The sequence below is a fragment of the Myxococcales bacterium genome (assembly GCA_016720545.1).
Classification (GTDB): domain Bacteria; phylum Myxococcota_A; class Polyangia; order Polyangiales; family Polyangiaceae; genus JAAFHV01.
This window is the reverse complement of record JADKKK010000006.1, coordinates 83,595-110,000: the sequence shown is the minus strand read 5'-3', so window position 1 is coordinate 110,000 and position 26,406 is coordinate 83,595. Positions and strand designations below refer to the sequence as shown.

The 26,406-nt window shown below is 72.0% G+C and carries 21 protein-coding genes (1 of these 21 cut by a window edge); 12 read left to right on the top strand and 9 right to left on the bottom strand.

Going from position 1 to position 26,406, the window contains the following annotated elements:
• Positions 1–1,256: the 3' portion of a hypothetical protein gene (locus IPQ09_14235; protein MBL0195363.1), read on the top strand. 250 nt of this gene lie to the left of the window's left edge; 1,256 of the gene's 1,506 nt are visible here — the last part of the coding sequence; its start codon lies off the left edge, out of view; its stop codon occupies positions 1,254–1,256.
• A 6-nt stretch (positions 1,257–1,262) separates the two neighbouring features.
• On the top strand, positions 1,263–2,177 hold the full coding sequence (locus tag IPQ09_14230; protein MBL0195362.1) for a hypothetical protein: 915 nt from the start codon (positions 1,263–1,265) through the stop codon (positions 2,175–2,177).
• A gap of 38 nt (positions 2,178–2,215) precedes the next feature.
• Here IPQ09_14230 and IPQ09_14225 read toward each other — a convergent pair whose 3' ends face one another.
• Positions 2,216–4,054, bottom strand: a complete 1,839-nt coding sequence (locus IPQ09_14225) for a hypothetical protein (GenBank protein MBL0195361.1) — start codon at positions 4,052–4,054, stop codon at positions 2,216–2,218.
• A gap of 163 nt (positions 4,055–4,217) precedes the next feature.
• On the opposite strand from IPQ09_14225, the gene aspS reads away from it, so the two are divergent.
• Both aspS and IPQ09_14215 read left to right on the top strand, forming a co-directional pair.
• Positions 4,218–6,110: an aspartate--tRNA ligase gene (gene aspS / locus IPQ09_14220; GenBank protein ID MBL0195360.1), complete on the top strand. Its 1,893-nt coding sequence runs from the start codon at positions 4,218–4,220 to the stop codon at positions 6,108–6,110.
• 11 nt (positions 6,111–6,121) lie between these two features.
• The gene (locus tag IPQ09_14215) at positions 6,122–6,682 is read left to right on the top strand and encodes a hypothetical protein (protein MBL0195359.1); all 561 of its coding nucleotides are present in this window, start codon (positions 6,122–6,124) and stop codon (positions 6,680–6,682) included.
• 146 nt (positions 6,683–6,828) lie between these two features.
• On the opposite strand, the gene IPQ09_14210 is transcribed toward IPQ09_14215, so the two are convergent.
• Positions 6,829–7,947: an AAA family ATPase gene (locus IPQ09_14210; GenBank protein MBL0195358.1), complete on the bottom strand. Its 1,119-nt coding sequence runs from the start codon at positions 7,945–7,947 to the stop codon at positions 6,829–6,831.
• Positions 7,948–7,967: 20 nt separating this feature from the next.
• Positions 7,968–8,936: an arsenic transporter gene (locus tag IPQ09_14205; GenBank protein MBL0195357.1), complete on the bottom strand. Its 969-nt coding sequence runs from the start codon at positions 8,934–8,936 to the stop codon at positions 7,968–7,970.
• Between the two features lie 216 nt (positions 8,937–9,152).
• On the opposite strand from IPQ09_14205, the gene IPQ09_14200 reads away from it, so the two are divergent.
• The 5 genes from IPQ09_14200 (at position 9,153) to IPQ09_14180 (ending at position 14,462) form a co-directional block, all read left to right on the top strand.
• Positions 9,153–9,839 (top strand): response regulator transcription factor, encoded by a 687-nt coding sequence (locus tag IPQ09_14200; GenBank protein ID MBL0195356.1) that lies wholly within the window; start codon positions 9,153–9,155, stop codon positions 9,837–9,839.
• Positions 9,836–11,224 (top strand): HAMP domain-containing protein, encoded by a 1,389-nt coding sequence (locus IPQ09_14195; protein MBL0195355.1) that lies wholly within the window; start codon positions 9,836–9,838, stop codon positions 11,222–11,224. Before IPQ09_14200 ends, IPQ09_14195 begins: the two co-directional genes overlap by 4 nt.
• A 51-nt stretch (positions 11,225–11,275) precedes the next feature.
• Positions 11,276–11,773, top strand: a complete 498-nt coding sequence (locus IPQ09_14190) for a hypothetical protein (protein ID MBL0195354.1) — start codon at positions 11,276–11,278, stop codon at positions 11,771–11,773.
• A 22-nt stretch (positions 11,774–11,795) separates the two neighbouring features.
• Entirely contained in the window at positions 11,796–12,941 is a 1,146-nt protein-coding gene (locus IPQ09_14185; GenBank protein MBL0195353.1) for an FHA domain-containing protein, read from the top strand.
• Between the two features lie 69 nt (positions 12,942–13,010).
• Complete coding sequence (locus IPQ09_14180) at positions 13,011–14,462, top strand: aspartate aminotransferase family protein (protein ID MBL0195352.1); 1,452 nt, start codon at positions 13,011–13,013, stop codon at positions 14,460–14,462.
• A 36-nt stretch (positions 14,463–14,498) separates the two neighbouring features.
• Here IPQ09_14180 and glgP read toward each other — a convergent pair whose 3' ends face one another.
• The 3 genes from glgP to IPQ09_14165 all read right to left on the bottom strand — a co-directional run bounded on the left by glgP (position 14,499) and on the right by IPQ09_14165 (position 18,310).
• Complete coding sequence (glgP, locus tag IPQ09_14175) at positions 14,499–17,060, bottom strand: alpha-glucan family phosphorylase (GenBank protein ID MBL0195351.1); 2,562 nt, start codon at positions 17,058–17,060, stop codon at positions 14,499–14,501.
• 135 nt (positions 17,061–17,195) lie between these two features.
• Positions 17,196–17,753: a hypothetical protein gene (locus tag IPQ09_14170; GenBank protein ID MBL0195350.1), complete on the bottom strand. Its 558-nt coding sequence runs from the start codon at positions 17,751–17,753 to the stop codon at positions 17,196–17,198.
• Positions 17,750–18,310, bottom strand: coding sequence for a sigma-70 family RNA polymerase sigma factor (locus IPQ09_14165; GenBank protein ID MBL0195349.1), 561 nt, complete (start codon positions 18,308–18,310; stop codon positions 17,750–17,752). The genes IPQ09_14170 and IPQ09_14165 overlap by 4 nt, the downstream gene beginning before the upstream one ends.
• 290 nt (positions 18,311–18,600) lie before the next feature.
• Here IPQ09_14165 and IPQ09_14160 point away from each other — a divergent pair, with 290 nt between their 5' ends.
• Both IPQ09_14160 and IPQ09_14155 read left to right on the top strand, forming a co-directional pair.
• Positions 18,601–19,311 carry a DUF3015 family protein gene (locus IPQ09_14160; protein ID MBL0195348.1) on the top strand — a complete coding sequence of 237 codons (711 nt, stop codon included), beginning with the start codon at positions 18,601–18,603 and terminating at the stop codon, positions 19,309–19,311.
• On the top strand, positions 19,308–21,272 hold the full coding sequence (locus tag IPQ09_14155; protein MBL0195347.1) for a DUF4105 domain-containing protein: 1,965 nt from the start codon (positions 19,308–19,310) through the stop codon (positions 21,270–21,272). Before IPQ09_14160 ends, IPQ09_14155 begins: the two co-directional genes overlap by 4 nt.
• Here IPQ09_14155 and IPQ09_14150 read toward each other — a convergent pair.
• Positions 21,252–21,701, bottom strand: coding sequence for a VOC family protein (locus IPQ09_14150; GenBank protein MBL0195346.1), 450 nt, complete (start codon positions 21,699–21,701; stop codon positions 21,252–21,254). The genes IPQ09_14155 and IPQ09_14150 overlap by 21 nt on opposite strands.
• A gap of 83 nt (positions 21,702–21,784) precedes the next feature.
• The gene (locus IPQ09_14145; GenBank protein MBL0195345.1) at positions 21,785–24,196 is read right to left on the bottom strand and encodes a hypothetical protein; all 2,412 of its coding nucleotides are present in this window, start codon (positions 24,194–24,196) and stop codon (positions 21,785–21,787) included.
• Between the two features lie 101 nt (positions 24,197–24,297).
• On the opposite strand from IPQ09_14145, the gene IPQ09_14140 reads away from it, so the two are divergent.
• On the top strand, positions 24,298–25,611 hold the full coding sequence (locus tag IPQ09_14140; GenBank protein MBL0195344.1) for a penicillin-binding protein: 1,314 nt from the start codon (positions 24,298–24,300) through the stop codon (positions 25,609–25,611).
• Between the two features lie 45 nt (positions 25,612–25,656).
• Here IPQ09_14140 and IPQ09_14135 read toward each other — a convergent pair whose 3' ends face one another.
• Complete coding sequence (locus tag IPQ09_14135) at positions 25,657–26,280, bottom strand: thymidine kinase (protein ID MBL0195343.1); 624 nt, start codon at positions 26,278–26,280, stop codon at positions 25,657–25,659.
• Positions 26,281–26,406: the final 126 nt, after the last annotated feature.

The window sequence follows — 26,406 nt, the reverse complement described above, 5'->3', positions numbered from 1 at the left end:
AGGTCACGGCGGTGCCCGACCTTTATTACAGCCTCGACGACGCGGTGACCTGGAAGCAGATCGAGGTGAGCGACGAGGCGACGGGCCGCGTCATGGTCGACGGGAGCGCCAAGCGCGCTCGCCTCAACGTCCCCGCCACGGGCGGCACCCACATCCGCGTTCGACTGAGCTTGCGTGGTCAGAACGCCGACAGCGCGCCGATTGAGCTCGCCCCCTCGCAGCGCAAGAGCTACTCGTTCACGCGGGTGTCGGAGCAGGTCAATGTGCCGCCTCGCGACGGCGCGTGTGGGGTGGTGCACAACGGCGCCATGTGGTTGTTGGGCGGGTGGAACCCCGGCTATCCCGCTGAGTTCCCGGCGATCGTCACCAACGACGTCTGGCGGAGCGAGGACGGCGCGAACTGGACGCGGGTCAAGCCCAACACGTTCATTGATCCCGGCACGTACGACGACGCGTCCGACTGGTCCGGGCGCCACACGATGGGATGCACGAGCCTCGGCGGCAAGATGTTCATCGTCGGGAGCGACCCGCTGCACCTCTCCTCGATGCGCGACGTGTGGAGCAGCACCGACGGCGCGAAGTGGCAGCGCGTGGCCGCGAACACCAAGTTCGGCACGCGCGTGCTCCAGCAGACGTTCAGCTTCCAGGACAAACTGTGGATCGTCAGCGGGCAGACGCTGCTCACCGAGTTCACCGTCGCCTACCCCGACGTGTGGAGCTCGCTCGACGGCGCCACGTGGACACGCGTCCACACCGAGGGACCCCTCTGGGCGCCACGCGCGATGATCCACGGCGAGCCGGTCTTCAAGGGACGCATGTGGCTCGTCTCGGGCGGACTCTACGAGGACCCCAACCGACCGAAGCGCGTGTCCTTCGACGACGTCTGGAGCAGCGCTGACGGCGTGAGGTGGCGTCGCGATCTGGAGCACACGCCATTCGCGCCCCGCTACTTCGTCAACGTGGCGACCTACGACGACCGCCTCTGGGTGCTCGGGGGGGCCCGTCAAGAGGAGCTGCTCGGGGGCTCGGGCAACCTGTCGGACGTCTTCTACACGTCGGACGGCAGCAACTGGTACGAGCTCGTCACGCCGAAGAACTTCGAGGGGCGGCACTCCGCGACGGCGTGGGCGTACAAGGGAGCGCTCTTCTGGGGTGTCGGGAACGCGTTGCTCCCCGAGGAGCTCCGGGGCAAGAACGGCCTGCCCCCCGAGAACCAGATGATGCCGGACATGTGGAAGATCGTCCCCGCTCCGTGAGCCACCATGCGTCGCTATTTCTCCAACTCCCCGGTCCTCCCGCTGTTCGTCGCCGCCACGTTGGGAGCTTGCTTCGTCTACCCCAACCGTGACCTCCCTCCCGCCCCGAGCGACGCGGCGGACGAGACGGGACTGCACGATGCGGGACCGCCTGACGCCGACCCGGTCGAGGCGGCGCCCGTGGAGCCGCCGGAACCCGTCGATAACGGACCCTGCGGGAAGAAGGGCAAGGTCGACCTCGAGGTTCGGCGAGACGGTCTCTACCGCGGTCTCCAGTCCGGCCCCCCGACCGCCAACGTGCAGCTCGTGGACGCGTGCCAGGGTGCGCTACCCCCGACCCGCGTCGACACCGAGCTCGTGCGTCTGCGTCCCACGGACGGGAAAGAGTTCTACTTCCTGGTCACGCCCCTCGCGCCGACGGAAAACTACTACCCGAGCGCGAGCGAGCTCTGGGTGTATCCCTACCCCGACATGCGGGGCGACCTCCTCATCGCTCTCATTCCGAAGGGGGCGGTCGCCGATCCCCAGGTGAACGGGAGCCCGATCCCGGACGCGTTCAAGGGGGTCTACGACGCCTCGAAGGTTCACTTCGTGCTCGATATCCGAGAGAACGCGCCGTGCCTCGTCGGTGGCCACCGGCCGGTCGTGGTCGGACACCCCGAGGCGCGGCTTCGCTACACCAACGGCAGCTTCGAGGTCGACCCCGAGCTGGCCGAGACCCCGCCGAACCCGCAGGGGTTCGTCTTCGTCTCGGGGGTGAACCCTGGTCCGGAGCCGGTCGAGTTCGCCGGCACCAACGGCGGGTGCAAGCTCGCACCCCCGCAGCTGTTCGTGCCCGTGAACACGGGCAAGTACCCGCTCGTCGCGGGGACCGTGACGGTCGTCTCGCTCGTGAGCACCAGGGTCGTGGAGCCCCCGTAGCTGTCCGAAGGTCGGCGAAGCGCCCCTTCGCCGGGCCCTCAAGGCACAAGATCGTCGACCGGGAATGGGCCGCGTGTGGTGACCATGCGTCGGACGAGCTTCGAGGCCACGTCGTCGTCCGGCGAGTAGGGGCGGAGCTCGTCGAGGGCCTTCGACAGGCTGTCGCGCTCCCCCGTGGCGCCCATCGCGATCGCTCGGCCGCGGAGCAGGTGGGCCATGAGCTGCCCGAGGCGCGCGTCGCGGCCGGCGCCCGTGACCTCCTGTGCCAGAAGAGCCTTTCGTTTAGAGGATTTATCCATCGAGGTGCGACGATCGCTCACGCCCTGGGGCTCGGGCTCGAAGCGGCAGAAGAGGCCGTCGGGGATGAGGTGCTTCGCGAGCGTGGGCTTCCACTTGGGCTCGTACGAGAGCAGCAGCGGGCGATGGCTGGCGAGCGAGCTCAGCGACCACTCTTCGGGCAGCGTCCCGAGGGCGAGATCCCGGTAGAGCCCGGCGAGCTTGGGCTCGCGGTTGACCGCCGCGCGCGCGAGCGGCCCCTTCAAGTCGAACGTGGGGAAGAGCGTCAGGTCGTCGCGGAGCAGGCCGGAGGCGCGGGCCGCTTGGAGCCGCGTGAGCACGCGCGCGTCCGAGAGGAGCACGACCGAGGTGGGCGGCGCCTGGCCTAGTGCGCCGGTCGCGAACGCGTAGGGCGCGTGCCGGGAGAGGGCGGCGCGGCGGAGGAGGGCGTCGTCCGCCGCGCGCACCGGGAGGGTCCACTCGAGGACCACCAGCAGCGCCGCGCTCGCGGGCGCGAAGGGCACCTTCGCGGCGCGGAGCCGCGTGACGAGCTCGTAGAGGCCCACGCTGGCGAGGGCGCCCGTCGCCGCGATCGCCGCGAGCAGCGGCGCGCCGAAGCGGATGGGACCGTGGGGTACCCCGAGGCTGTACGTGAGCGGGTACCCCAGGGTGACGGCGAGCAAGACCGCCGCGCGCAGGCGCGTCTCGCGGCGGCGCAGGCCGAGCGCGGCCCCGAGGACGGCGGCGCACACGAACAACCAGCCGAGCTCGTCCCGGGCGAGGAGCTTCCACGGGATGGCCCGTGGATCGACGCCGCCCTCGCCCAGCGCGTGCTCGCCGAGGTGCGCGGCCGTGCCGAGGCGCTCGGGGCCCGCCTTCACGGCAAGCCCCAGGGCGAGCGGGAGGAGTCCGAGGGCGAAGGCGAGCGCCCGCTCCGCGAGCTGCCTCGCGCTACACGCCACGCCCGCGCGGAGGGAAGCTCGCGTGTCACGCGAGGTGAGCGGCACCAGCAGCACCCCGACGGCGATGGCCCCGGTGAGCGGCTCCCACGCGACCGCGGCCCCTGCGACCAGAAATTTCCACGGGGCGGGCGTGCGGGGCCGCAGGGTGAGCCACGCGGCGACCAGCACGAGGCAGGCGCCCGTGACCGTGCCGCCCACCGCGGATCCCTCGAGCTGCCAGGGCGGCGTGCAGAGCGCAGTGATGGCCGCGAGGGCTGCCACCGCGAACGCGAGACGAGGCGGGCCCGCCACCGGCGCGCGCGCGGGGCGGGGGTCGACGAGGAGCGGCGCGGCGAGGGTGTATACGAGCAGCCCCGCCGCGCCCGTCACGAGCGCGCACGCGAGGCTCGCGCGGAGGGCTCGGGTGCCGAGCGGCAGCGCCAGGAGGGGAGCGGCCACCCACACGTCGAGCGCGCGAAATACCCCCGTAAACGACAAGCCGAGGACGCGCAGCGCGCCCTCGTCGAACGCGGGATCGGGCACCGTTCGTGCCCCGAAGACCGCGACCAGCAGGGGGCCGGCGAAGCTCGCGAGCCCGAAGAGCCCCCGCGCGCGCGGGCTCTCGGAGGGGCCTGGGTTCGACGGCGGGCCTTCGGTCACGGGCGGACCTTACCAAAGCTGCAGAGTGAGGCGAGATCGCGGCGAACCGCACCCTGCGCTCCCCCGTCGGCAGGTCCCCGCGCGCCCCGCACAGGTGCTAGGAAGGGGCGCCCGCCGGCTCACCGCCGGCAGGTCAAACTCTCCCCGAACGCGAGGTCACTCCGTGGCAAGGTTCATCGACGAGCTCAAGCGCACTCACCACAACGCCGCCCTGCGCGGCGCAGACGTCGGCCAGGAGGTCGTCCTCTTCGGCTGGGTGGCGAGCTACCGCGATCACGGCGGGTGCGTCTTCGTGGACCTTCGCGATCGCGAGGGCATCACGCAGCTCGTCTTCGATCCGAACCTCTCCGGCCACGGCGACGCCCCGAAGGACGCCTACGATCGCGCTCAGGCGCTCCGTAGCGAGTGGGTCATCGGGGTGCGCGGCGTGGTCGTCAGCCGCGGCAAGAACGTGAACCCCAAGATGGTCACGGGTGAGGTGGAGATCCACGTCATCGAGCTCGGCGTGTTCAACAAGTCTGAGACCCCGCCGTTCGAGATCGCGGACAGCATCGACACGGGCGAGGAGAAGCGCCTCCAGTACCGCTATCTGGACCTGCGACGCGCGCCCCTGCAGAAGACCCTCCGCGTGCGGCACCGCATCAACCAGACCGTGCGGCGCTACTTCGACGACAAGGGCTTCCTCGAGCTCGAGACGCCCTTCATGGTGAAGTACACCCCGGGCGGCGCGCGCAATTTCCTCGTGCCGAGCCGCCTGCACGCCGGCAAGTTCTACGCCTTGGCGGAGAGCCCTCAGCTCTTCAAGCAGCTCTACATGGTGGCTGGGTTCGATCGGTACTTCCAGATCGTGAAGTGCTTCCGCGACGAGGACCTGCGCCTCGATCGGCAGCCCGAGTTCACCCAGATCGACGTCGAGATGAGCTTCGTCTCGCAAGACGACATCTTCCGCACGATGGAAGGGCTCGTGTGCACGATCTGGCAGACCGTGCTCGGCATCGATCTCACCCAGCGGTACCCCGGCGGGCGCTTCCCGGAGCTGCCCTTCGCCGAGTCGATGGAGAAGTACGGCAACGACAAGCCCGATCTTCGCTTCGGCCTCGAGCACACCGACATCACGAGCCTCGTGATCGAGAAGTCCGGCGGCGGCGTGCCCTTCTGGAAGGACATCGCCGACAAATTCACGAGCGGACAGTACCGCCGCGATCTCCCGGCCGAGATCGTGAAGGCCATGCGCATCCCCGCCGAGCACGCGGGCAAGCTGTCGCGCGCCGAGCTCGACAAGCTCGAGGACTTCGTGAAGGGCATGGGCGCGCGTGGCCTCGCCCGCGCCAAGGTCGACGGGACGGGCGCCTGGACGCAGTCGCCGCTCGCCAAGATGATCGGCGAAGAGCTGCGTCTCGCCGTGAACGCCCAGACAGGCGCGAGAGAGGGCGATCTTCTCTTCTTCCAGTTTGGGAAGGAGTCCGTCGTCCACACGGTGATGGCCAATCTGCGTATCCACCTCGGAAAGAAGCTTGGGCTCATCCCCGAGTACGGCCACGGCGGGACGTTCAACTTCCTGTGGGTCGTGAACCCGCCGCTCTTCGAGTACGACGACGAGAAGAAGACCTGGGCGGCGGCGCACCACGCCTTCACCCGACCCCACGACGACTGCGTGGCCTTGCTCGACACCGATCCGGGCAAGGTGCTCTGCTACCGCTACGATCTCGTGCTGAACGGCTTCGAGATCGGCGGCGGCTCGATTCGTCTCCACGACCCCGAGGTGCAGGCGAAGGTGTTCGCGGCGCTCGGCATCGGCGGCGACGAGGCGCGGCAGAAGTTCGGCTTCCTGCTCGACGCGCTCAAGTACGGCGCGCCCCCGCACGGCGGCGTGGCCGTCGGCATGGACCGGCTCGCGATGCTGCTCTCGGGCGCCGAGAGCCTCCGCGACGTCATCCCCTTCCCCAAGACACAGAAGGGCACCGACCTCATGACCGACGCCCCGAACCACGTGCTGCCCGAGCAGCTCGCGGAGCTCCGCGTGCGCACGGTCGAGCCCCCGGCGCGCGAGTCGTAGTGCGGGGCGTCGTGCGCGTCGACGGTCGCCCCGGGAAGCTGGCGCGCCCGACCCGCCGCGGGCCCGCGCTCGCGGCGGGAGTCGCCGTGGCGACGCTCCTCGCGGGAGCCCTCTCCGGCGCCTTCGTCGCGTGCGGCGGTGATCCCATCTACACGTACCAGGGGCAGCGCTTCGACCCCGCGAACGGCTGCCTCGAGCGCCCCACCGCGCTCGACGTGGTCGAGGGACCCACCGAGCCGCGAGAGTGCCCGGCGATCTGCCTCGTGCGGACACCCGCGAACGGACCACGCACGGCCTACATCGCGTTCACCTGTCCGCCGTACCCGCCCGCGTTTGACGCCACCGGCACCGACCCGCTCTGCGCCCCGGCGCTCGTCGCCGGGGCTCGTCGCGACGGCTGTGTACCCGAGGGAGGCCCCCCGGACGCCGCGGCCGAGGCGAGCGCGCCGGACGCGAACGTTCCGGACGCGAACGTTCCGGACGCGAACGTTCCGGACGCGAACGTTCCGGACGCGAACGTTCCGGACGCGAACGTTCCGGACGCGAACGTGGCCGACGGGAACCGGGAGTGAGCCCCGAAAGGGTGAACGAAGGTCGATGGCGACCCCGAGCCGAAGGCGAGGTGTCGCTTATGAACGTTCCGGACGCGAGCGTCCTCGACTCGGCGGTCGACGCCAGCGTGGACGCGGCCCTCGACTGAGCTCGTCTCGGCCGCGCGTCAGCTCGCGTCGAGCACGTCGGCCACCGCGACGAGAGTGGCCATGTCGTCCGCGCCCGCGGGCAGATCGGGCAGGGCGATCGCCGTCGCCCCCTCGCCGGCGCGCACCTCGAGATCCTTCAGGAGGGCCAGATCGCGCCCCGCGAGCTCGAGCTCGATCGCCGCGGCGGCCTGCAGCTTCGAGATCGCGCGCTGAAGCGCGGGGCTCGGGCTGGGGCCGCCGAGGGAGCTGTCGGGCATGGCCTTTCGCCCGTTCAGCGCGCGGCTGCGGTTCAGCACGAAGCCGCGGAAGGGCAGGGAAAGCTCGCGGGCCTTGTCCTGGAAGTAGTGCGCCTCGGTGAGCGTGGTCGGCGCTGGCGACGTGACGAGGAGGAAGGCGACGTTCGGCCCGCTGAGGAAGTCGCGCATGGTGTTCACCTCCACGTTCAGCACCTGGAACAGCGCGGAGAACGTGGAGAGGAAGGCGGTGAACTCCGTGGCGAACTCCTCGCCGAACACGGCGCTCAGGACCTTGTGGATCACCTTGGAGGCGGCCCGCGCGACGAAGCCGTCGGAGCTCGGCAGGAACGCGGCGATGGCCTTCGAGTCGACCAAGCGCGAGAGGCGCTTCGGGGCCTCGAGGAAGTCGAGGGCGTGGCGTGACGGAGGCGTGTCGAGCACGACGAGATCGTACCTGCCCTCGTTCACCAGGCGGTAGAGCGCTTCCATCGCGGTGTACTCGTGCATGCCCGCGACCATGGTGCTCACCTGCTTGTAAATGCGGTTGTCGAGCACCTTCTCGGCTTCTTCGGGCGACTTGGTGAGGCGGCGCACCGAGGAGTCGGCGACCAGCTTGTGGTCGAGCATCCACGCGTCGAGGGAGCCTGGCGCCACGATGCCCGCGGTGCGCGCGCGGTCCACGGGGAGCGCCACGGGATCGGGCGGGTTGCGCTCGACCCCGAGGGTCTCGGCGAGGCGCTTCGACGGGTCGATGGTGAGCACCAGCACGCGCCGGCCCGCGCGGGCCGCGGCGAGCGAGAGGGCCGCCGCCGTCGTGGTCTTTCCGACGCCTCCGGCGCCGCAGCACACGATGACCTGGTGGGTGCGCAGGATCTCTGAAACCCTTGGAACAGCGGGCATGGGGGCAGGCATGGGGGCGCTCACGGGGTGCCATTCGCAGGCGTCGCAGCCGGCGCGGGCGACGCCGAGGAGGCTGGCCGCGGGAGCAGCCAGGCGCGCTCGGCGGCCTCGGTGAGCGCGGCCACGACGTGCGCGTGTGGCACCTCGGGCAGCACGTAGATCGGGGCGTCGGTGCTCGCGCGGAGCCGCGTGGTCTCGCGGTGCGCGAGCCCCGGGCGGTTGAACGTCTCGGCGCCGAGGACGTCGTGCTGGGCGAGGATCGGCGCGAGCGCGGCGCGCTCCTCGGGTGTGTACGCGTCGACCGGGAAGCGATTGAGGAACACGCCGCCGATGGGCATCTCAGTGCGCCGCAGCCCCGCGAGCAGCTCGAGACACTCGCTCACCGGCAGGGTCTCCGGGAGGGTGACCACCCACGCGGCCGACTGGGCCGGATCGTTCAAGTAGCCCTTGCCCTCGCGGAGGGCGTCCGCGATGGGGCCGCCCGGGACCAGCCGGAGGAGGAGGTCCGGGAGCCCCGTGAGCGAGAGCGCGTGACCGGTGGCGGGCATGTCGACGACCACGACCTCGTGCTCGTGTCCGCCGTCACGGTGGGGCAGGCGCAGGAGCGCGAGGAGCTGGAAGAAGATGCCCATCTCGCGGAACGAGGGCCCCGCCGAGAGGAGCCGGCGGATGGGGTCGGAGCCGAGCGCCGCGCGCGACAGGGTCGACGAGCGGAGCACCTGCCGCAGGAAGAGGTCTTGCCCCGTCCGCGCGAGGAGGACGACGCCCCGGATCCCCGGGGCGAGCTCCTCCGGATCGACAGGGAGCCTGTCGCGCCCGAAATACCGGGCGAGCGGCGAGTAGTCGTCGGGATCGTCCCCCAGCTCGGCGACCAGCACACGCCGCCCGCGACGCTGGGCGATGTGCGCGAGGGCGGCCGTCACGATGGATCGGCCCACGCCGCCCTTGCCGGTGAGCAGGAGGATCCGTTTGTCTTCGATCGCGTCCAACGGAGCGAGGCTACCACCCTCACCGGGGGCACGGCGTCGCGAATTCGCGGGGGCGTGGGGCGCGGGCGTGGGCGCAAGCGCAAGCGCGCGTGGGCGCGGGCTCCCGCGGGTTTACGAATCTTTGCGCGCGACCCGGCGGACGAGGCCCCGCGCCGGGGCCACGCTTCGGGGGTGAGCCTCGCGACCCGCGTTGAACCCGGCTATCGTCCCGAGCCGATGTTGCGGCTCCTCCTCGTGGACGACGATCAAGATCTGGCGCGGCTCCTCGGCGAGTACTTCGCGAAGAACGAGGCGGAGCTCGCCCACGTGCCGACCGGCGAGCTCGGCCTCGCGCGGGCCCTCGAGGGCAGCTACGACGCCGTGCTCCTCGACGTGATGCTCCCAGGGATGGACGGCTTCGAGGTCTGCCGTCGCCTGCGCGAGCGCTCGGAGGTGCCCGTGGTGATGCTCACCGCGCGCGGCGACGACAACGATCGCATCGGGGGCCTCGAGCTGGGCGCCGACGACTACGTCCCGAAGCCGTTCAACCCGCGGGAGCTGATGGCCAGGGTGCGCGCGGTGGTGCGACGCACGAAGAAGCCCGAGACCGGCCGCGACCGCCTCGAGCTCGGCGACCTCGTGATCGACGTCCACGGCCACGAGGTGTTCCTCGCCGGCAAGCCCGTGCAGCTCACGTCGTTCGAGCTCCGCCTGCTCACCGCGCTCGCTCGGCGCGCCGGCGAGACCATCGCCCGCGAGGAGCTCGCCACCCAGCTGAAGGGGGGCACCTACGACCCCGCGGTCGATCGCTCGCTCGACGTCCACGTCAGCCATCTGCGACAAAAACTCGAGAAAGATCCGAGAGATCCGCGCCTCATTCGCACGGTGCGCGGCATCGGCTACCTCCTCGTGAGGCCGAGTTGAGGCCGGGGCGCTGCGGTCCGCGCCGTCGGGGCTGGAGCGCTCGCCTCAAGACCCGCCTGCTGCTCTGGTTTCTCGCCGCCATCGTGCTCGCCTTCGCCGTGAGCTCGATCACCCTCGGGCTCACGCGGCCCGAAGGCGAGGGCGCCACGCAGGTCGTGGCGAGGCGCGTGCAGCTCCGGCTCGCGAAGGAGTGGGGGGACACGGCCGCCTGTGACCGCTACGTCCGCGAGCTGCGCGACGCGACCGGGCTCGACTTCAAGCTGGAGCGTGATCCCCAGGTGCTGCCCCGGCGCTCGCGTCGGCACCGCGGTCCGGCCGGCATGGTCTTCGACGACGGCGTCGCCTACGTGCCCATCGTGCGCGAGGGCGAGATCGTCGGCGCGCTCGCGCTGCGCTCGTCGACGGGCGCGCCCGGGCCGCTCCGGCTCGTGCTCGGGCTCCTCGCGGGTGGCCTCGTGCTGAGCGCGGTCGCCAGGAAGGTGGCCAAGCGGATCTCCCGCCCTCTCGAGCAGGTCGCCCAGGCGGCGGAGCGCTTCGGCAACGGCGAGCTCTCCGCCCGCACGGGGCTCGACCCCGAGGCCCGCTCCAGCGAGCACATCGCCGACGAGGTCCGCGAGGTGGCCTACACGTTCGACGAGATGGCCGAGCGCATCGAGCGCGTCGTACGCGATCAGCGCGAGCTGCTCGGCGCCATCAGCCACGAGCTCCGGTCACCGCTCGGGCGGGCGCGCGTAGGCCTCGAGCTCGTCGCCGGGGACGTGAGCGTGAGCCCGTACGCGCGCGAGACGCGCGAGCTCCTGAAGGGCATCGATCGCGAGCTCTCCGAGGTCGACCTCATCTTGGGCGATCTGCTCGCCGCCGCGCGCGCCGGGCTCTCCGACGTGCGCCTCGAGCGGGTGGCGCTCCTGCCGTGGCTCCGCGGGCGGCTCGCGGCGCTGTCGCGCCCGGATCTCCCTCCGCTCGAGCTCGACGCCGGCGCGCTCGACGCCGCAGGCGCGGAGGCCTCGGAGCTCACCCTCGCGTGCGACCAAGCGCTCCTCGGGCGCGCGCTCTCCAACCTCGTGAACAACGCCGCGCTGCATGGGCACGACGCGAGCGCGCCCATCACGGTGGCCGTCGAGCGCGACGCCGCCGAGGTGCGCCTCCTCGTGCGCGACCGCGGCCCGGGCATCGCGACCGAGCTCTTGCCTCGCGTGTTCGAGCCGTTCGTGAAGGGCGACAAGGCGCGCACGCCCGGCAAGGCCGGCGGCTCGGGGCTCGGCCTCGCGCTCGTGCTCCGCATCGCCGAGGCGCACGGAGGCCGCGCCTTCGCCGAGAACCACGTCGACGCGCAGGGCGCGGTGGACGGCGCCGTCGTGGGCCTCGCGCTGCCGCTCCGCGCGTGACGGGCGCGCCGAAGTTGGCCCGACGCGGCGTCGCTTCCTAGCTTGCGACCCATGCGGGCGCTCGTCAGGGGCTTCGGGTGGTTCGTCGCCTCGCTCCTCATCGCTGGTCTCGTGCTGCGCGCCACCGTCTTCGACGTCTGGTCGGTCACCGAGCTTGGTGATCCGACCGTCGCGCCGCTCGCGCCGGGGGACGTCGTGCTCGTGCTGCGCGAGTCCAAGGTCGCGCCTGGGAACCTGGCGCGGTGCGGTGGCGGGGCGACCGGCGCCGCGCCGTACGCCGTCCGCGTGCCCGTCGAGCCCTCGGGTGCCACCGACCGGGACGATCTGCCGAAGCCCGCGACGATCGTAACGCCGCGAAAGAGCCAGGGAAAACGCGCGCGGGTCGGCGCGGCCAGGCCCGCCAAGGTGGTCCCTCCGGCGGTGGAGGCGCACGCCGGCCTCCCGGCGCCCGTCACGAATTCGGACGCCACCTGCCGCCGCGTCGTGCTCAGACTGTGGGGGGAGAAGGGCCCGCTCGACCCTGAGCGGCGGCTCACCCTCCTTGAGTGAAGTTTGCTAGCCTCCCCTGAAGATGTCCTCCGAGCTCGGCGTCACATGTGGCCAGTGCGACACGTTCTCCCTCTTGGGAGTGCGTGGCTGTCCGCAGTGCGGCAACCCGCTGGCGGTCGGCCAGCCCAAGACGCGCGGCGATGGCGACCCGCCGATGACCGAGCGCACGCTGACGCCCCTCGAGGCCGCCATCCCCGACGCCCGCGGCGAGGAAGACCCGCCGACCGATCGCGGCGCGCGGTTGTTCGAGGAGCCCCTCAAGCTACGTCGCGGTGACCCTGTCCGGTTTCTCACGCCCGCGGCCGCCAGCCAGACCCACCACTACGGCCGCGCGGACCTGCTGGCCGAAGACGCATCGTCTCCAAAGCTCTCCCTCGAGGAACTCATGGACCAAGCAAAGAACTTCGTGTGTCGCTCCTGCTCGACCCCTGTGCCCATGGGGCACAAGTTCTGCGGCCGCTGCGGCGCGGCGGTGCCACCCGAAATCATGGGCGCCCGCACGCAGTTCTTCGGTCAGCTCCAGACGCCGGGCCGCGCGAAGCTCATCCTCATTCGTGGCGAGGGGGTCGAGGGCCTCAGCTACCACCTGAACGCGGAGAGCCACTCGGTCGGTCGGCGCGGCGAGCTCGTGTTCGCCGACGACCCGTTCGTCTCGCCCAAGCACGCGAACTTCTTCTATCGCGACGGCAAGCTCGTGGTGCGCGACGAGGGCTCGCTCAACGGCGTGTACATCCGCGTGCGCGGCTCGGTGGAGCTCGTGCCTGGCGATCTGTTCCTCGCCGGCGAGCAGGTGTTCCGCCTCGAGGGGCCGCCCGTCGAGACCGACGGCCCCGCGCCCGACGGCACCTATTTCTACTCGTCGCCGAAGCACGGCATCCACTTCCGGGTCACCCAGATCCTCCACGGCGGCGCCGCCGGCGCCACGGTGTGCGCGCGCACGCACAGCCTGCAGATCGGCCGTGAGGGGGGCGAGCTGAACTTCCCCGTCGATCTCTACATGAGCGGCAACCACTGCAAGATCGAGGAGAGCAACGGGCGCTACACCCTGAGCGATCCGTCGAGCCGAAACGGCACGTTCGTGCGCGTGAAGAACGAGCAGGAGCTCGAGCACGGCGACTACGTGTTCATCGGTCGGAAGCTCCTCCGCGTCGAGATCACCGCCGCGTAGACCATTACATCCGTTTTATTCGTCCGCGTCACGCGCCGAAGCCGGCGCGCGCGTGGTACCGTCTCGCGCATGTCCGCGCATATCCCCCGGGAAGGCCGCGAGGCCGAGGCCATCCTCTCCGACCTCGAGGCGTTCCGCAGGGACGACGCGCGCTGGCGCGACGGCAAGGTGTTCAGCCTCGTCTACGACGCAGGGCCGGCGCACGCCGAGCTGCTGAAGCGCGCGCACAACCTCTATTTCTCCGAGAATGGCCTGAACCCCATGGCCTTCAAGAGCCTCCGGAGGATGGAGGCCGAGGTCGTCCGCATGAGCGCCAACATGCTCTCCGGCGGCCCCGAGACCGTGGGCACCATGACGTCCGGCGGGACCGAGTCGATCCTCCTCGCCGTGAAGGCGGCCCGCGAGCGGGCGAAGAGGCACGCGCCCTGGGCTCGGAGCCCAGAGCTGCTCGTCCCCGAGAGCGCGCACGTGGCGTTCGACAAGGCCGCGCACTACTTCGGCCTGAAGCTGCGCCACGCCCCGCTCGCCGACGACTTCACGGTCGACGTCGCGGCGGTGCGCCGCATGGTGAACCGCAACACGGTGCTCATCGTGGGCTCGGCGCCGCAGTACCCCCACGGCGTGATCGATCCCATCGGCGAGCTCGCGGCGATCGCGCGCTCGCACGACATCCCCATGCACGTCGACGCGTGCATCGGCGGGTTCGTGCTCCCGTGGCTCGAGAAGCTCGGCGAGCCCATCCCGCCTTGGGATTTCCGCGTCGACGGGGTCACGTCGATCTCCGCCGATCTCCACAAGTACGGGTATGCGGCGAAGGGCGCGAGCGTCGTCGTCTACCGCGACATGAGCTATCTGAAGCACCAGTTCTTCGTGACGACCGACTGGCCTGGCGGCATCTACGCGTCGCCCAGCATGCCCGGCACTCGCCCCGGCGGCACCATCGCGGCGGCGTGGGCTGCGCTCCAGGGCCTCGGCGAGGACGGCTACCTCCGCCACGCCGCGCGCACCCTCGAGGCCAAGAAGAAGCTCATCGCGGGCCTCGAGGCCATCCCCGGCCTCGCGGTGCTCGGGCGGCCGCAGTCGACCATCGTGACGTACATCTCGCTCGACCAGAGCCTCGACATCTACGCGGTGGCCGACGCCCTCGAAGATCGCGGCTGGTCGGTCGATCGCCAGCAGCGCCCGAGCTCGATCCACTGCACCCTCATGTCGCGCCACGCCGACATCATCGACGCGTATGTGGCCGCGGTCGCCGACGCGGTGGCCGAGGTGCGCGCCGATCCGTCGCGCAAGAGCCGCGGCAACGCCGCGATGTACGGGATGATGGCGAAGATCCCCTTCCGAGGGATGGTCCGCAAGGCCGTCGAGAAGGTGATGGAAAACATGTATAGTGCACGCGATGGCGACGTCGACCTCGGGGCCGCCACCTCCGAGGGGCCCGTCATGAAGGCCATCAACGAATACGCGCCCAAGGCGCTCGAGCTGCTCGACACAGTGAAGGCCCGCCTCGGCCGGCGCTGACGCTCGCGTCTCGCGTCTCGTGCGTCGCCCGGCGCGTCACGCCCAGCGCAAGAGCGCGGTGGGGAAGGCGCGCGTGGGCCTCGGGCTCGCGGGCGCTATCCGCGCCGACACGCCGTACGCGCCGCTCTCGATGGTGGGTACCTCGCCCACGTAGCGGTGCTCCCTACCTACGCTCTCGAGGTGCGCCATCCGGACCGTCGCGCCGCGGGGCAGGTCGTGCCCGCCCTCGGTCGGCCCATGGTAAAGCTCGACCACCACGTCGCCAGGGGTGAGGTCGCCGAGCGCGACGAGCACCTCCACCCGAGCGGGCTCGCCCACGCGCAGCTCCGTCGGCGTGCGGAGCGCCACGTCGAGGACCGCGACGCCCTCCCACCCGGCTCGCACGCGCTGCTTCCAGGCTACGAGCTCGCGCGCGCCGGCGAGCGCGCCCTCGCGCAGGCGCCGCGACGAGGCGATCGCGGGCACGTAGAAGCGCTCGGTGTACTCGCGCACCATGCGCGCCGTGTTGAACGAGGGCACGAGGCACGCGATCGACTGCTTCATGCGGCGGATCCACTCGCGCGGCAGGCGGCTCTGGGCCTCGCGATCGTAGAAGAGCGGCACCACCTCGCGCTCGAGCAGGTCGTACAGAATCTCCGCCTCGCGGTCGTCGCCGTCGTCGTCGTCGAACTCCTCGCCGTGGCCGATGGCCCAGCCGACCTCGCGCCCGTGCTCCTCGTAGGCCTCCGCCCACCAGCCGTCGAGGATGCTCAGGTTCAGCGCGCCGTTCGCGGCGGCCTTCATGCCGCTCGTGCCGCTCGCCTCGTGAGGACGGCGGGGGTTGTTGAGCCACACGTCGACGCCGGCGACGAGGGCGCGCGCGATGCGCATGTCGTAGTCCTCGACGAAGACCACCCGCCCGCGGAGCTCGGGGTTCTGTGCATGCTGCACGATCGACCGAATGAGCTCCTTGCCGCCCTTGTCTTGGGGGTGGGCCTTGCCCGCGAACACGAGCTGCACCGGGCGCTCGGGATCGCACAGCAGGCGCTTGACGCGCTCGATGTCTCGGAAGAGCAGCGCGGCGCGCTTGTAGGTCGCGAAGCGTCGCGCGAAGCCGATCGTGAGCGCGCGCGGGTCGAGCACCTCCTCGAGCTCGGCCTGCGCGGCGGGAGAGGCGCCGCGCTTCTCGGCGGCGGCGCAGAGCCACTGGCGACACAGCTGGATGAGCCGGTAGCGCCGCGCCTCGTGGGTCTCCCAGAGCTCCGCGTCGGGGATGGCTCGCACGCGCGCCCAGAACTCGGGCTCCGCGAGCGCGTCGACCCAGCGCGGCCCGAGGTACCGCGTGAAGAGCGCGGCCATCTCGCGCGAGATCCACGAGGGCGTGTGCACACCGTTGGTGACGGAGAGGATCGGGACCTCGTGCTCGGGAAGCTCCGGCCAGAGATCCTTCCACATGCGGCGCGAGACCTCGCCGTGGAGCGCGCTCACGCCGTTGCGGTGGTCCGCGTTGTGGATGGCGAACACGGGCATCGAGAACGGCGACGTGGGGTCGAGCGGATCGGCCCGCCCGAGCGTGAGCAGCTCACCCTCGGTCAGCGCGAGCGCCGCGCGGTAGGGCTCGAGGTACCGCGTGACGAGCGCCGGTGCGAAGGCGTCGTTCCCTGCGGGGACCGGCGTGTGCGTGGTGAAGACGTGGCCAGCGCAGCACGCCTCGTTCGCCACGGCGAAGGAGACGCCCTCGCGCTCCATCGTGCGCCGCACGCGCTCGAGCGTGAGGAACGCGGAGTGACCCTCGTTCATGTGGCACACGGTCGCGGTGAGGCCCATGGCCTCGAGCGCGTGGACGCCGCCGATCCCGAGCATGATCTCCTGGCGGACCCGGAACTCCTGATCGCCGCCGTAGAGAGGCCCGGTCACGCTGCGATCGATTGGGGCGTTCTCTTCGAGGTTCGCGTCGAGCAGGAAGAGCGGCACGCGCCCGACCTGCACGCGCCACACCTGCGCCTTCACGATCCGCTCGGGGTACTGCACGTCGAGCACGAGGCGCGTCCCCGTAGGGCCGAGCACGGGCTGGACGGGCAGCCGCGACCAGTCGTTGATCGGGTATCGCTCGGTCTGCCAGCCGTCCGAGTTCAGCACCTGGCGGAAGTACCCCTCCGCGTAGGCCAGCCCCACGCCCACGAGCGGCACGCCGAGGTCGCTCGCCGTCTTCAGGTGGTCCCCGGCGAGGACCCCGAGGCCGCCGGAGTAGATCGGCAGCGACTCGTGGAGGCCGTACTCCATCGAGAAGTACGCGATGGTGGCGCCGCTCGCGTCGGGGAAGGCCTTCTGGAACCAGCTCTCGCGGGTCATGTACCTGTCGAGGCCCTGCGCCACGGCGTCGAGGTGCGCGAGGAACGCGTCGTCCCGCGAGAGCTCCTCGAGGCGGGCCTGCGGCGCTCGCGACAAGAGCTCGATCGGGTTCGCGTGGACCGACTCGAAGAGCGCCTCGTCGATGCGGAGGAAGAGCGCGCGCGCCGAGGGCGTCCAGGTCCACCACAGGTTGTGGGCGATGGTCCGCAGCGGCTCGAGGTTCGTGGGGAGGCGGGGGATGACCGTGAAGCGCCGGATCGAGGGCATGCACCGGAGGGTAGGGCCGCGGCGGGCGGAACGCGAGTAAAACGTAACTCACGTATGAGTTACTATGGCAAGGTCAATAAAAACAATATCTTGTAGCGTGCGAAAAGGAGGGCCGGGCGCGCGCGGTGGCGTCGCTCAGCGCACGGTGATGCCGGTAGGGCCGAGCACGAGGTAGGCGATCACGAGCACGAGCAACATCGCGACCGAGACGAGCACGTAGTTCACGCGCGAGCGCGCCGTGCTCCAACCGTCGGCGTAGAACTTCCCTCGCGAGCGCCTCCGCAGCTTCCGCTGCACTCCCGATACGAGGTCGGGCACGGGGACCTCGGGCGTGGCGAGCGACCGCTTCAGGAGCTTGGCCATCGCCTCGTCGCCGACGGCGTCGTCCTGCACGCCTTCTTCCGCGCCCTCCGGCGGGTCGTCGTTGGTCGTGTTGGTCGCGTCGGTCGCGTCGGTCGCGTCGGTCGCGTCGGTCGCGTCGGTCGCGTCGGTCGCGCCGGTCGCGTCGGTCGCGTCGGTCGCGTCGGTCGCGTCGGTCGCGTCGGTCGCGTCGGTCGCGTCGGTCGCGTCGGTCGCGTCGGTCGCGTCGGTCGCGTCGGTCGCGTCGGTCGCGTCGGTCGCGTCGGTCGCGTCGGTCGCGTCGGTCGCGTCGAGAGGGAGTGCGCTGGGGGCGCTCTTGTCGCTGTCCGTCATCCGATCTTCTCTCCGAGCTTGGCTTCGACGAGTCCTCGTAGCTGGGTGCGCGCCCGGAAGATTCGGCTCTTCACGGTGCCGGTCGGGAGGCCGGTGATGGCCTCGATCTCCTCGTAGCTCAGCTCCTCGACGTCTCGCAAAATGAGGCACTCGCGGAAGCCGGGATCGATCTCGGAGATGGCCTGCTGCACGATGCGCTCGATCTGCTTGCCCGCGAGCGCCTCGTCGGGGCGGGCGATGTGCCCGGTGTTGGAGCCGCGCCCCTCGCCGAGCGGCATGCGCTCCGCGACCGCCTCGAGCTCGTCTTGCTGCTTCGAGTGGCGAACCCGCAGGTACTTCACCCGGTTCTTGCAGTGGTTGATCGCGATTCGGTAGATCCAGGTCGTGAACTTCGAGTCGCCGCGGAAGCTGCCGATCGACTTGAAGACCTGGATGAAGACCTCTTGGGCGACCTCTTCGGCCTCGGCGTGGTTGCCGAGCATGCGCAAGATGAGCCCGAAGATGCGCGCCTGGTAGGCGCGCATGAGCTCCGTGAACGCGTGCTCGTCGCGCAGCATGATGCGCTCGATGAGCTTCGCTTCGACGTCTTCCGGTAAGGCCACGGGCTCCGCGCTCACGCTACCACGACCCCACGGCTCCGGCTCCGGAGGGGAGACTCTCTCGGATCTCGACGGCCCCGCGGAGAGCGGCGGGAGCGCGGCGACGTCGCCGTCGGGGAGGGGCCGGCGAAGGGACACGTCTCCACGACAGCGGCCCGGGCGCAAAGTTCCGCCGTGTCTCGATCGCTGTCTTGGTGCGTGCTCGTTGACCGTGGGGCGACCGGCCCCGTAACCTCGCGCACCGCGGCATGAAGCGGACCCTCCTCGCACTGGCCTCCGGGCTGTCGCTCGCCGTTACGCTGGCGGTCGGCTCGGCGTCCGCCGATGGCCCGCCGCCGGTCGCGCCCGTCGCGCCGGCCGCGCCAGCCTCGTCGTCGTCGCCACCCGCGGTGGCGCCCGAGGCGGGCGCGCCCGCCACCGCGACGCATACGCAAGCGAGCGCCCCCGACGCCGGCGCGCTCCCCGTACCGGTCTCTACGCCCCGCGCGAAGACGCCGTCGCTCGACACCGCGGAGGTCCCCATGGTGCGGGCGCGCCGCCGGCCCAAGCCGCGCTACGGCGCCGCGGGCTGCGGCCTCGGCTCGGTGATCTTCGGCACGAAGCCGGGGCTCGCGCAGGTCACCGCCGCCTCCACGAACACCCTCGGCATGCAGACCTTCGCGCTCACGAGCGGCACGATCAACTGCGACTCCATCGACGACCACGAGACCATCGAGAACTTCGTGCGCCTGAACCGCGAGGCGTTCATGAAGGACGCGGCGCGCGGCTCCGGCGAGACCATCGCCACCCTCACGGCCATCGCGGGCTGCGCCGATCCCGTCACCGTGGGCCGCGCGCTGAAGGCCCAGTACGGCCCCATCTTCGCCACCTCCGGAGGCCACGCCGAGCGCATCGCCCGCTCGGTCCGGGCCCTCCTCCGGGCGGACGCGCAGCTCGCGTGCGAGAACCTCCCCGAGTGAGGGCGGTCGCCCGCGCGGCGGCGGCAGCGTTGTCTCTCTCCGCCTCCGTGTCGGCAGGCCTCGCGCCCGCCGACGCGCGCGCCGACGTCGACCCGCGCCCCGCCGCCCTCGCAGAGGCCGAGCGCGATGCGCGGCGCGGGCGGCTCGGCGAGACCACCGAGTGGCGGCGCCTCGTGCTCGCGCGCCCGACCGCGACGAACGGGTGGGAGTCGGAGCCCGACGGCGCGGCCTTCTACCTCTCGCCGCGCGGTCGGTTCGATCCGGAGGCTGAGCTGTTCGCGACGCTGGCCGCCCTCTACGCCGAGCCAGCGCGGGGCGACAAGCATGCACTGTGCATGTTTCCGGCGAGGGCACGCTTCCTCGCGGAGGTGCTCGCTCTGCGCGGGCTGCCGTCGCCCCGGTGCGCCGCGCGCGACGACCTCTTCGCGCGGCTCCGCCCCCACCGCGTCGTCTTCGTCTTCAGCTCCCACCACGTCGACAGCCCAGCGTCGGCGTTCGGTCACGTGCTGCTCCGTATCGAGCGAGACGATCGCGGCCTGCTCCGTCCCGACGCGCCCCGCCACCCGCTAGCCGACATCGGCGTCGACTACTCGGCCGACGTCGGCACCGAGAACGCCGTGACCTACGCGCTGAAGGGCCTCTTCGGCCAGTTCCCCGGCACCTTCAAGGCCCTCCCGTACGCGGCGAAGGTTCGCGAGTACCAAGACTACGAGTCGCGCGACCTGTGGGAGTACGAGCTCGATCTCACCATCGACGAGAAGCGCGCCTTCCTCGAGCACCTCTGGGAGCTCAGCGGAACGAGCTTCGACTACTTCTACCTCTCCGAGAACTGTGCGTACCACGTCATCGCGCTCCTCGACGTCGTGCGGCCCTCCGCTGGGCTCCTCGCGCGGCTCGGCAGCCCCGCGCTCCCCACCGACGCGCTGCGGGCCGTGTGGGAGGCGCCGGGCCTCGTCTCCCGGGTGCGGTACCGGCCCTCGCTTCGCACCGTCGCGCTCGCGAGGCTCGGCGCGCTCGCGCCCGCGCACCGAGCGCTCGCGAGGCGCCTCGCGGCGGGTGAACATGACGACGCGGAGCTCGCGGCGCTGCCGGAGGCCGCACGTCGCGACGTGCTCGACGCGGCCCTCGACCTGCTCGACCTCGACCACAAGGAGCTGCTCGAGGCGCCGGACGCCGACACCCCCGCGAGGAGGCAGAAGCTCCACCTCGCGCTGGCCCGCGCGGCGGTGCCGGGCGACAGCCCGGAGCTCCACGTCGCGCCGCCTCCTCTCGCCGCGCCGCACCTGGGGCACGACGCGCGCCGCGTGGCCATCGGCGCGGGCTACGCGTCCGGCGGCGGCGCGTTCCTCGAGGCCCGCGCGCGCCTCACGCTCCACGACACGCTCGACCGCTCCGACGGTCTCCCGGCGCTCGCGAGCGTCGAGGCCCTCGCGGTCACGGCGCGCGCGTATCCTCGCGCGCGCAGCCCGCGCAGCCTTGAGCTCGAGTCGCTCACGGTGGTGCGCTTCGAGAAGCTCGCACCGTGGACCGCGGCGGAGCGAGGGCTGTCGTATCGGTTCTTCGTCGGCGGCGAGCGCGCGCGCGATGACGGGTGCGCGACCTGCCTCGTAGCGCGAGTCGACGGGGGCGTGGGCGTCGCCCTCCAGCCCGAGGCGCACACGGTGCTCTATGCGCGCGCGGACGCCGCCTTCGACGCGGCGGACGGGCTCGTGGGCCTCGATCGGCGAGGCTTTCGCGTCGGGCTCGGGCCCACGGCCGGCGCGCGCGTGGGCCTCGGCCGCCGCGCGGCGCTGCTCGGAGAGGCGCGCCTCGCGTGGCTCCCTGGGGCGCCTTCGCCCGCGACCGCCGCTGCCGTCTTCGAGGCGAGGCTGTCGCTCTCGCGCTCGGTCGCCCTCGGGGTGTTCGCGCGGCGCCAGCTCGTGGCCGCCGACCTTGGGATATCAAGTCTTATCTATTTCTAGCGTGCCTTCGAGCACCTCGTCGAGCTCGAGCACGTTGCGGTCCGGATCGCGCACGAAGACGGCGAGGAGGTTCTGCCCGAGGCGCACTGGCCCCTCCGACACGGCGACTCCGGCCTCGGCGAGCGCGCTCATCGCGGCCGCCACCGAGGCGACGCGGAGGGCCATATGCGTGTAACCTGCATGTTTGACTGGGTCGAGATCCATGAGCACGTTCTGCCCGCCGGAGTCGGCGGTCGCGTTCACGATGAGGTTCAGCTCGAGGCCCGCGGCGCTGCGCAAGATGGCGACCTTCGGGCCCTCGTGCCACGCGACCTCGTCGAAGCCGAAGAGCCTGTAGAACGCGACCGATCGTCCGCGGTCGGCGACGCGCAGCCCGGCGTGGCTCCACGCGAGCGGTTCGAGGGGCGGGGTCGTCGTGGTCGTGGGCATTCTCGTGGCTCCTCTCGCGCGTCCGGCCGGTCTCGGGCCCGGCCCGGGAGGTCCGAGCGTACGCGAGGTGCCGGGGGAGCGACCTACTTCGTCGGCGCGCAGGTGCCCGCGTCGGCGAGCGCGCGGTTCGCCGCGTTGCGCACGGGGGGGCGTGCGTTTTTGTCGCGGAGGGGCGCGAGGCGAGCCCCGAGGTCGGCGGGGTGAATGCGCCCGAGCGCGTCGAGCGCCGCGAGGCCGATCCGGAGATCGGCCTCGTCGGCGGGCGACGCCACGCGCGCCGCGGCGCGGGTGAGGAAGTCGAGCTCGGTCGTCGCGCACACGGCGCCCAGGGCGCGCGTCGCCGTGACGCGGAGGTCGAGCCCGACCTCCGCGTCACGGGCGATGCGCGCGATGGCGCCCGCGGAGCTCGTCGCGCGCCGCGCGCCGAGCGCCGCGAGCGCCGCTTGCTTCACGACGGTCGCGGGGTCCGCGAGCGCCCGCCCCAGCGCGTCGTTCGCCGACCCCGCGACGCGCGGGCCGCCCGCCCCGAGCGCCGCTGCCGCCGCGACCCGCACGAAGGTCCACTCGTCCTTCGCGAGCGCGAGGCTCGCTGCCTGCTCGGGCGCGGCCTTCGCCGCCCCGAGCGCGAGCAGCGCGGCCTCGCGCACCCGCGGCTCGGGATCCGCGATGTGGGCGTCGAGGCGCGCGGTGAGCGCGTCGACGCCCGACGAGGCCTCGGCCGCGCGCGCGCGCACGTGCGCGTCGGGATCGTCGAGCAGCGCGCCGAGCGTCGCGGGGCGCGAGGTCAGCGCGAGGGCGCGGGCCGGCTCCACCAGCACGAAGCGCGCGGGCATGTCGGCGCCCGTGAGCGCCGCGGTGAGGCGCGCCTCGGCGGCCGGCAGGTCGCCGAGGCGCGCCGAGAGGGCGCGGAGCAGCTCGACGCGCGCGCGCGGCGAGGTGGCCGCGCCCTCGGTGAGCCTCGCGAGCGCCTCGGGCTCGGCCGCGCGCGCGGCCCGCTTCACGGCCGCGCGCACGGCCGAGCGCTCCGTGGCGTCTCCCGCGCCGAGCGCCGCCGCGAGAGGCGCGAGCGCCTCTCGCGGCGCGACCAGGCCGAGCAGCTCGGCCGCCGCCGCGCGCAGCTTGGGCTCCGGCCGCGAGAGCGCTGCGGAGAGGGCACCGGCGGCGCCCTTGCCACACCGCTCGAGTCGTCCGCGGGCCTTGCGCGACGCCTCTCGGTCCGCGTCGACGACCCCACTCAGCAGGAGGCTCGCGGCGGCGTCGCACGATTCGGCGGCGGTGGCGACCTCCACCGCGCGCGCGCGCGCCGCGCCGTCGAGAGAGGCGTACGCCCGCTCCAGCGCCGCGAGGCCCGGTCGCCCCGCGCGCTTCAGGAATGCGGTCGCCTCGCTCGCGCCTTCTCCTTTGAGATCATTGACGATATCGTCGATGGGACGCGCCTCGAGCGTCGCGTACGCGGCCACCCCGGCGAGCCCGACCCGCGGCGCGGCGATCCCGCCCGAGTAGGCGTCGCCAAGGACGATCGAGAGACAGTCGGTGTGAAGCGGAGTCGCCAGGCGCACCTCGACCTCCGCGCCCGCGCGCGCGGCCGCCTCTTCTGGGACGACCAGATCACGCACCTCGCCGGGCGTCACCAGGTAGAGCGTGCGCGGAGCGACCAGGTCGGCGCCGAGCGTGAGCACGATCCGATCGAGGCCGAGCTCGCGCGTCGTGCGAAGCGTCACGAACTCTCCCTGACCGGCCCCCGGGCGGTCCTCGAACCACGCCGTGTCCGGGCGGCCGTCGAGCAGGTGCCGGCCGAGCCCAGCCGCGCCGCTCTCGCCCCCGAGCGTCAGCGCCGCCGCGACCGGCGGCGTCGCGGGGCTCGCGAGCACCGTGGCCACCAGGTGCCGGGAGCCTGCCCTCGCGGTCGCGGACAAGCGCTGGTAGGTCGCCCCGCGAAGGGTCAAGGTCTTAGGATCGAGGCCTCGCGGCCGGAGCGGGGTCGCCTCGTCGCCGCACAGCGACGCGTCCTCGTGAATCTCCGAGACGAGCACCGTCTGCGCGCCGTCGGGTCGGGCGAGGAGGTCGATCCGCGTGCCCTCGCGCTCGCCTTCATTGCCTCGGAAATAGCCCGTGCGCCCCGCGAACACCGGGGCGTCCAGTGACGGCGCGAGGATGGCCTCCCACGAGCCGTGGGCCAGGGGCACGACCACGTGCGCGACGCTGCGCCCGAGGCCGAGGGGCACGGCTCTCACGCTCGCCGGCCCCACCGGTCGGGCATCGGGAGCGCTGGCGCCCTCGATGGCCACGCTCACGGGTTGGGCGCCCGGCCTCCCGAACCGCACGAGGCCGTCGGCGCGGCTCACGGTCACGGTGAGCCCCGGGAGCCCCCCCTGCGCCGGCAGCTCCAAATCGGCGGCGCGCGCGGCGCCCTCTCCCATGAGCCACGCGAGCGCGGCCACGAGCGTGATCCGGGTCGCGTGCGTCGTCCGTCGTCGTCGCCTAGGTCGCGTCACCCCCGGGAGTTCACCACGAATCTGCCCCGAGCGTGCGTGCGTCGTCGGCCGGACTCGCCACCTTTTTTGCCCGCTCCGCGCCCCCCGTGCCAAACGACGGCATGCGAAAGCGGTGGCTGGGGATGGCCGTGCCCGTGGTGGCACTCGGACTCGTGATCGTCGGCGTCAAGCGCCCTTCGCCGAAGCAAGCGTCCCCCGCGGCCGCGCCCGCCGCGATCGTCGATGACGCCGAGGCGATCGCCCTCCGCCAGCGCACCGCGCCGACTCCGCCCTCGCTCGCGGGGCTCGACCTCTCGCGGATCTCGGTCGACAAGAGCTCCGCGATTTCGCTCCTCTCCGAGCGCCGCACGGCGAAGCTCACCCTCGAACCCCGGCTCCAGCACCTCGCGGCCTCCTACATGAGCGCGCAGCACCTCCCCGAGGGCGTCGTGGTCCTGATGGACGTCGCCACCGGCAACGTCCTCGCGTACGCCAGCCACGTCGAGGGCACGCACGCGAGGGATCTCGCCGTCGAAGCGACGGCTCCGGCGGCCAGCCTCTTCAAGATCGTCACGGGGACCGCCCTCGTCGACAGCGCCGGCGTCAGCCCCGATCACAAGGAGTGCTATTCGGGCGGCGAGCAGCGCATCCTCGCGCACGATCTCGTCTCCGACCCGGCCCGCGACAAGTGGTGCGCCACGCTCGCGGGCGCCATGGGGCGGAGCCTCAACACCGTGTTCGCGCGGCTCGCCGTGCGGCACCTCAAGCCCGAGTCGCTCGACACCACGGCCCGCGCGCTCGGGTTCGGCGAGCCGCTCGCGTTCGACGTGCCCGTGCAGGCGAGCACCCTCACCGTCCCCACCGAGACCCTCGCCTTCGCGCGGACTTCGGCGGGCTTCTGGAACTCCACGCTCTCGCCGATGCACGCGGTGTGGCTCTCGGCCACGATGGCCCGCGGCGGCGAGCCCATCCGCCCGCGCATCGTCGCCGAGGTCACGGACGCCACCGGCAAGAGCGTGTATACTGCACCGGCCCCGGTGGCAGGCAGACGCGTCGTGACACCGGCCGTAGCTGCCGCCGTCACGCAGATGATGGACCGCACCGTCGCCGAGGGAACGTCGTACAAGGCGTTCCACGACACGAAGGGCCACGCGCACTTGCCAGGCGTGCCCGTCGCCGGCAAGACCGGGACGCTCACCGACGGCGAGAAGCAGCGGTACTACACGTGGTTCACGGGCTTCGCGCCGAGCCACCCCCGGCCCGGCCAGAAGCAGGTCGCCGTGGCGGTGCTCGTCGTCAATGGCCCGGTGTGGCGCGTGAAGGCCAACGTGGTCGCGCGCGAGATGTTGCGCGGCTACTTCGCCCTCGAGAACACGCCCCAGGTCACGTTCCCCGACGTGCACACGCCCTCGGTCGCGCGGCGGAAAGCCAAGTAGCGCGCGCCGAGTAGCGCGCGCCGAAGCGCCTTCGCCTGACGGCCTTCAGCGGGAGGGCTCGACCGCCATCGGCACGAAGCACTTCCTGCACCGCGCCTCGTACGCCGCCGCCCCGCCCACGAAGAGCTGCCCCTCGTTCGCGACCACGCGCTGCGAGCGGCTCGCCTCGCCGCCACACCGCGTGCACACAGCGTGGAGCTTGGTGACGTATTCGGCGATGGCCATCAGCGCTGGCATGCTGCCGAACGGCTCGCCGCGGTAGTCTTGGTCGAGCCCAGCGCAGATGACCCGCACGCCGCGGTCGGCCAGACGCTGCGCGAGCTCGAGGATGCCGGGGTCGAAGAACTGCACCTCGTCGATGCCCACGACGTGCGTGGTGGGGAGCACGAGCGCGCCGAGCTCATCCGGCGTGGCGACCGCGGTCGCGTCGGCCGTGAGGCCCTCGTGGCTCACCACGCGCACCTCGTCGTACCGGTTGTCGACGCGCGGCTTGAAGAGCTGCACCCGGAGCCTCGCGAGGCGGGCGCGCTTGACGCGGCGGAGCAGCTCCTCTGTCTTTCCGCTGAACATCGAGCCGCAGACGACCTCGATGCAGCCGCGGAGCTCGGAGACGTCGGCGGGGCCGTCGGAGCGCGAGGAGAGGTGTTCGGCGAGGCGCTTGCGGTCCATCGAGCGTTCGCCTTAGCCCGTGCGCACCCCGTCATGAAGCCCCGGCGGAAACATTTCGCTCTCGGGCGGCCTCCCGCGTGGTGGGCGATGAGCCCACCTGGCCTCTTGTGCAGGCCGAAAAGAAGG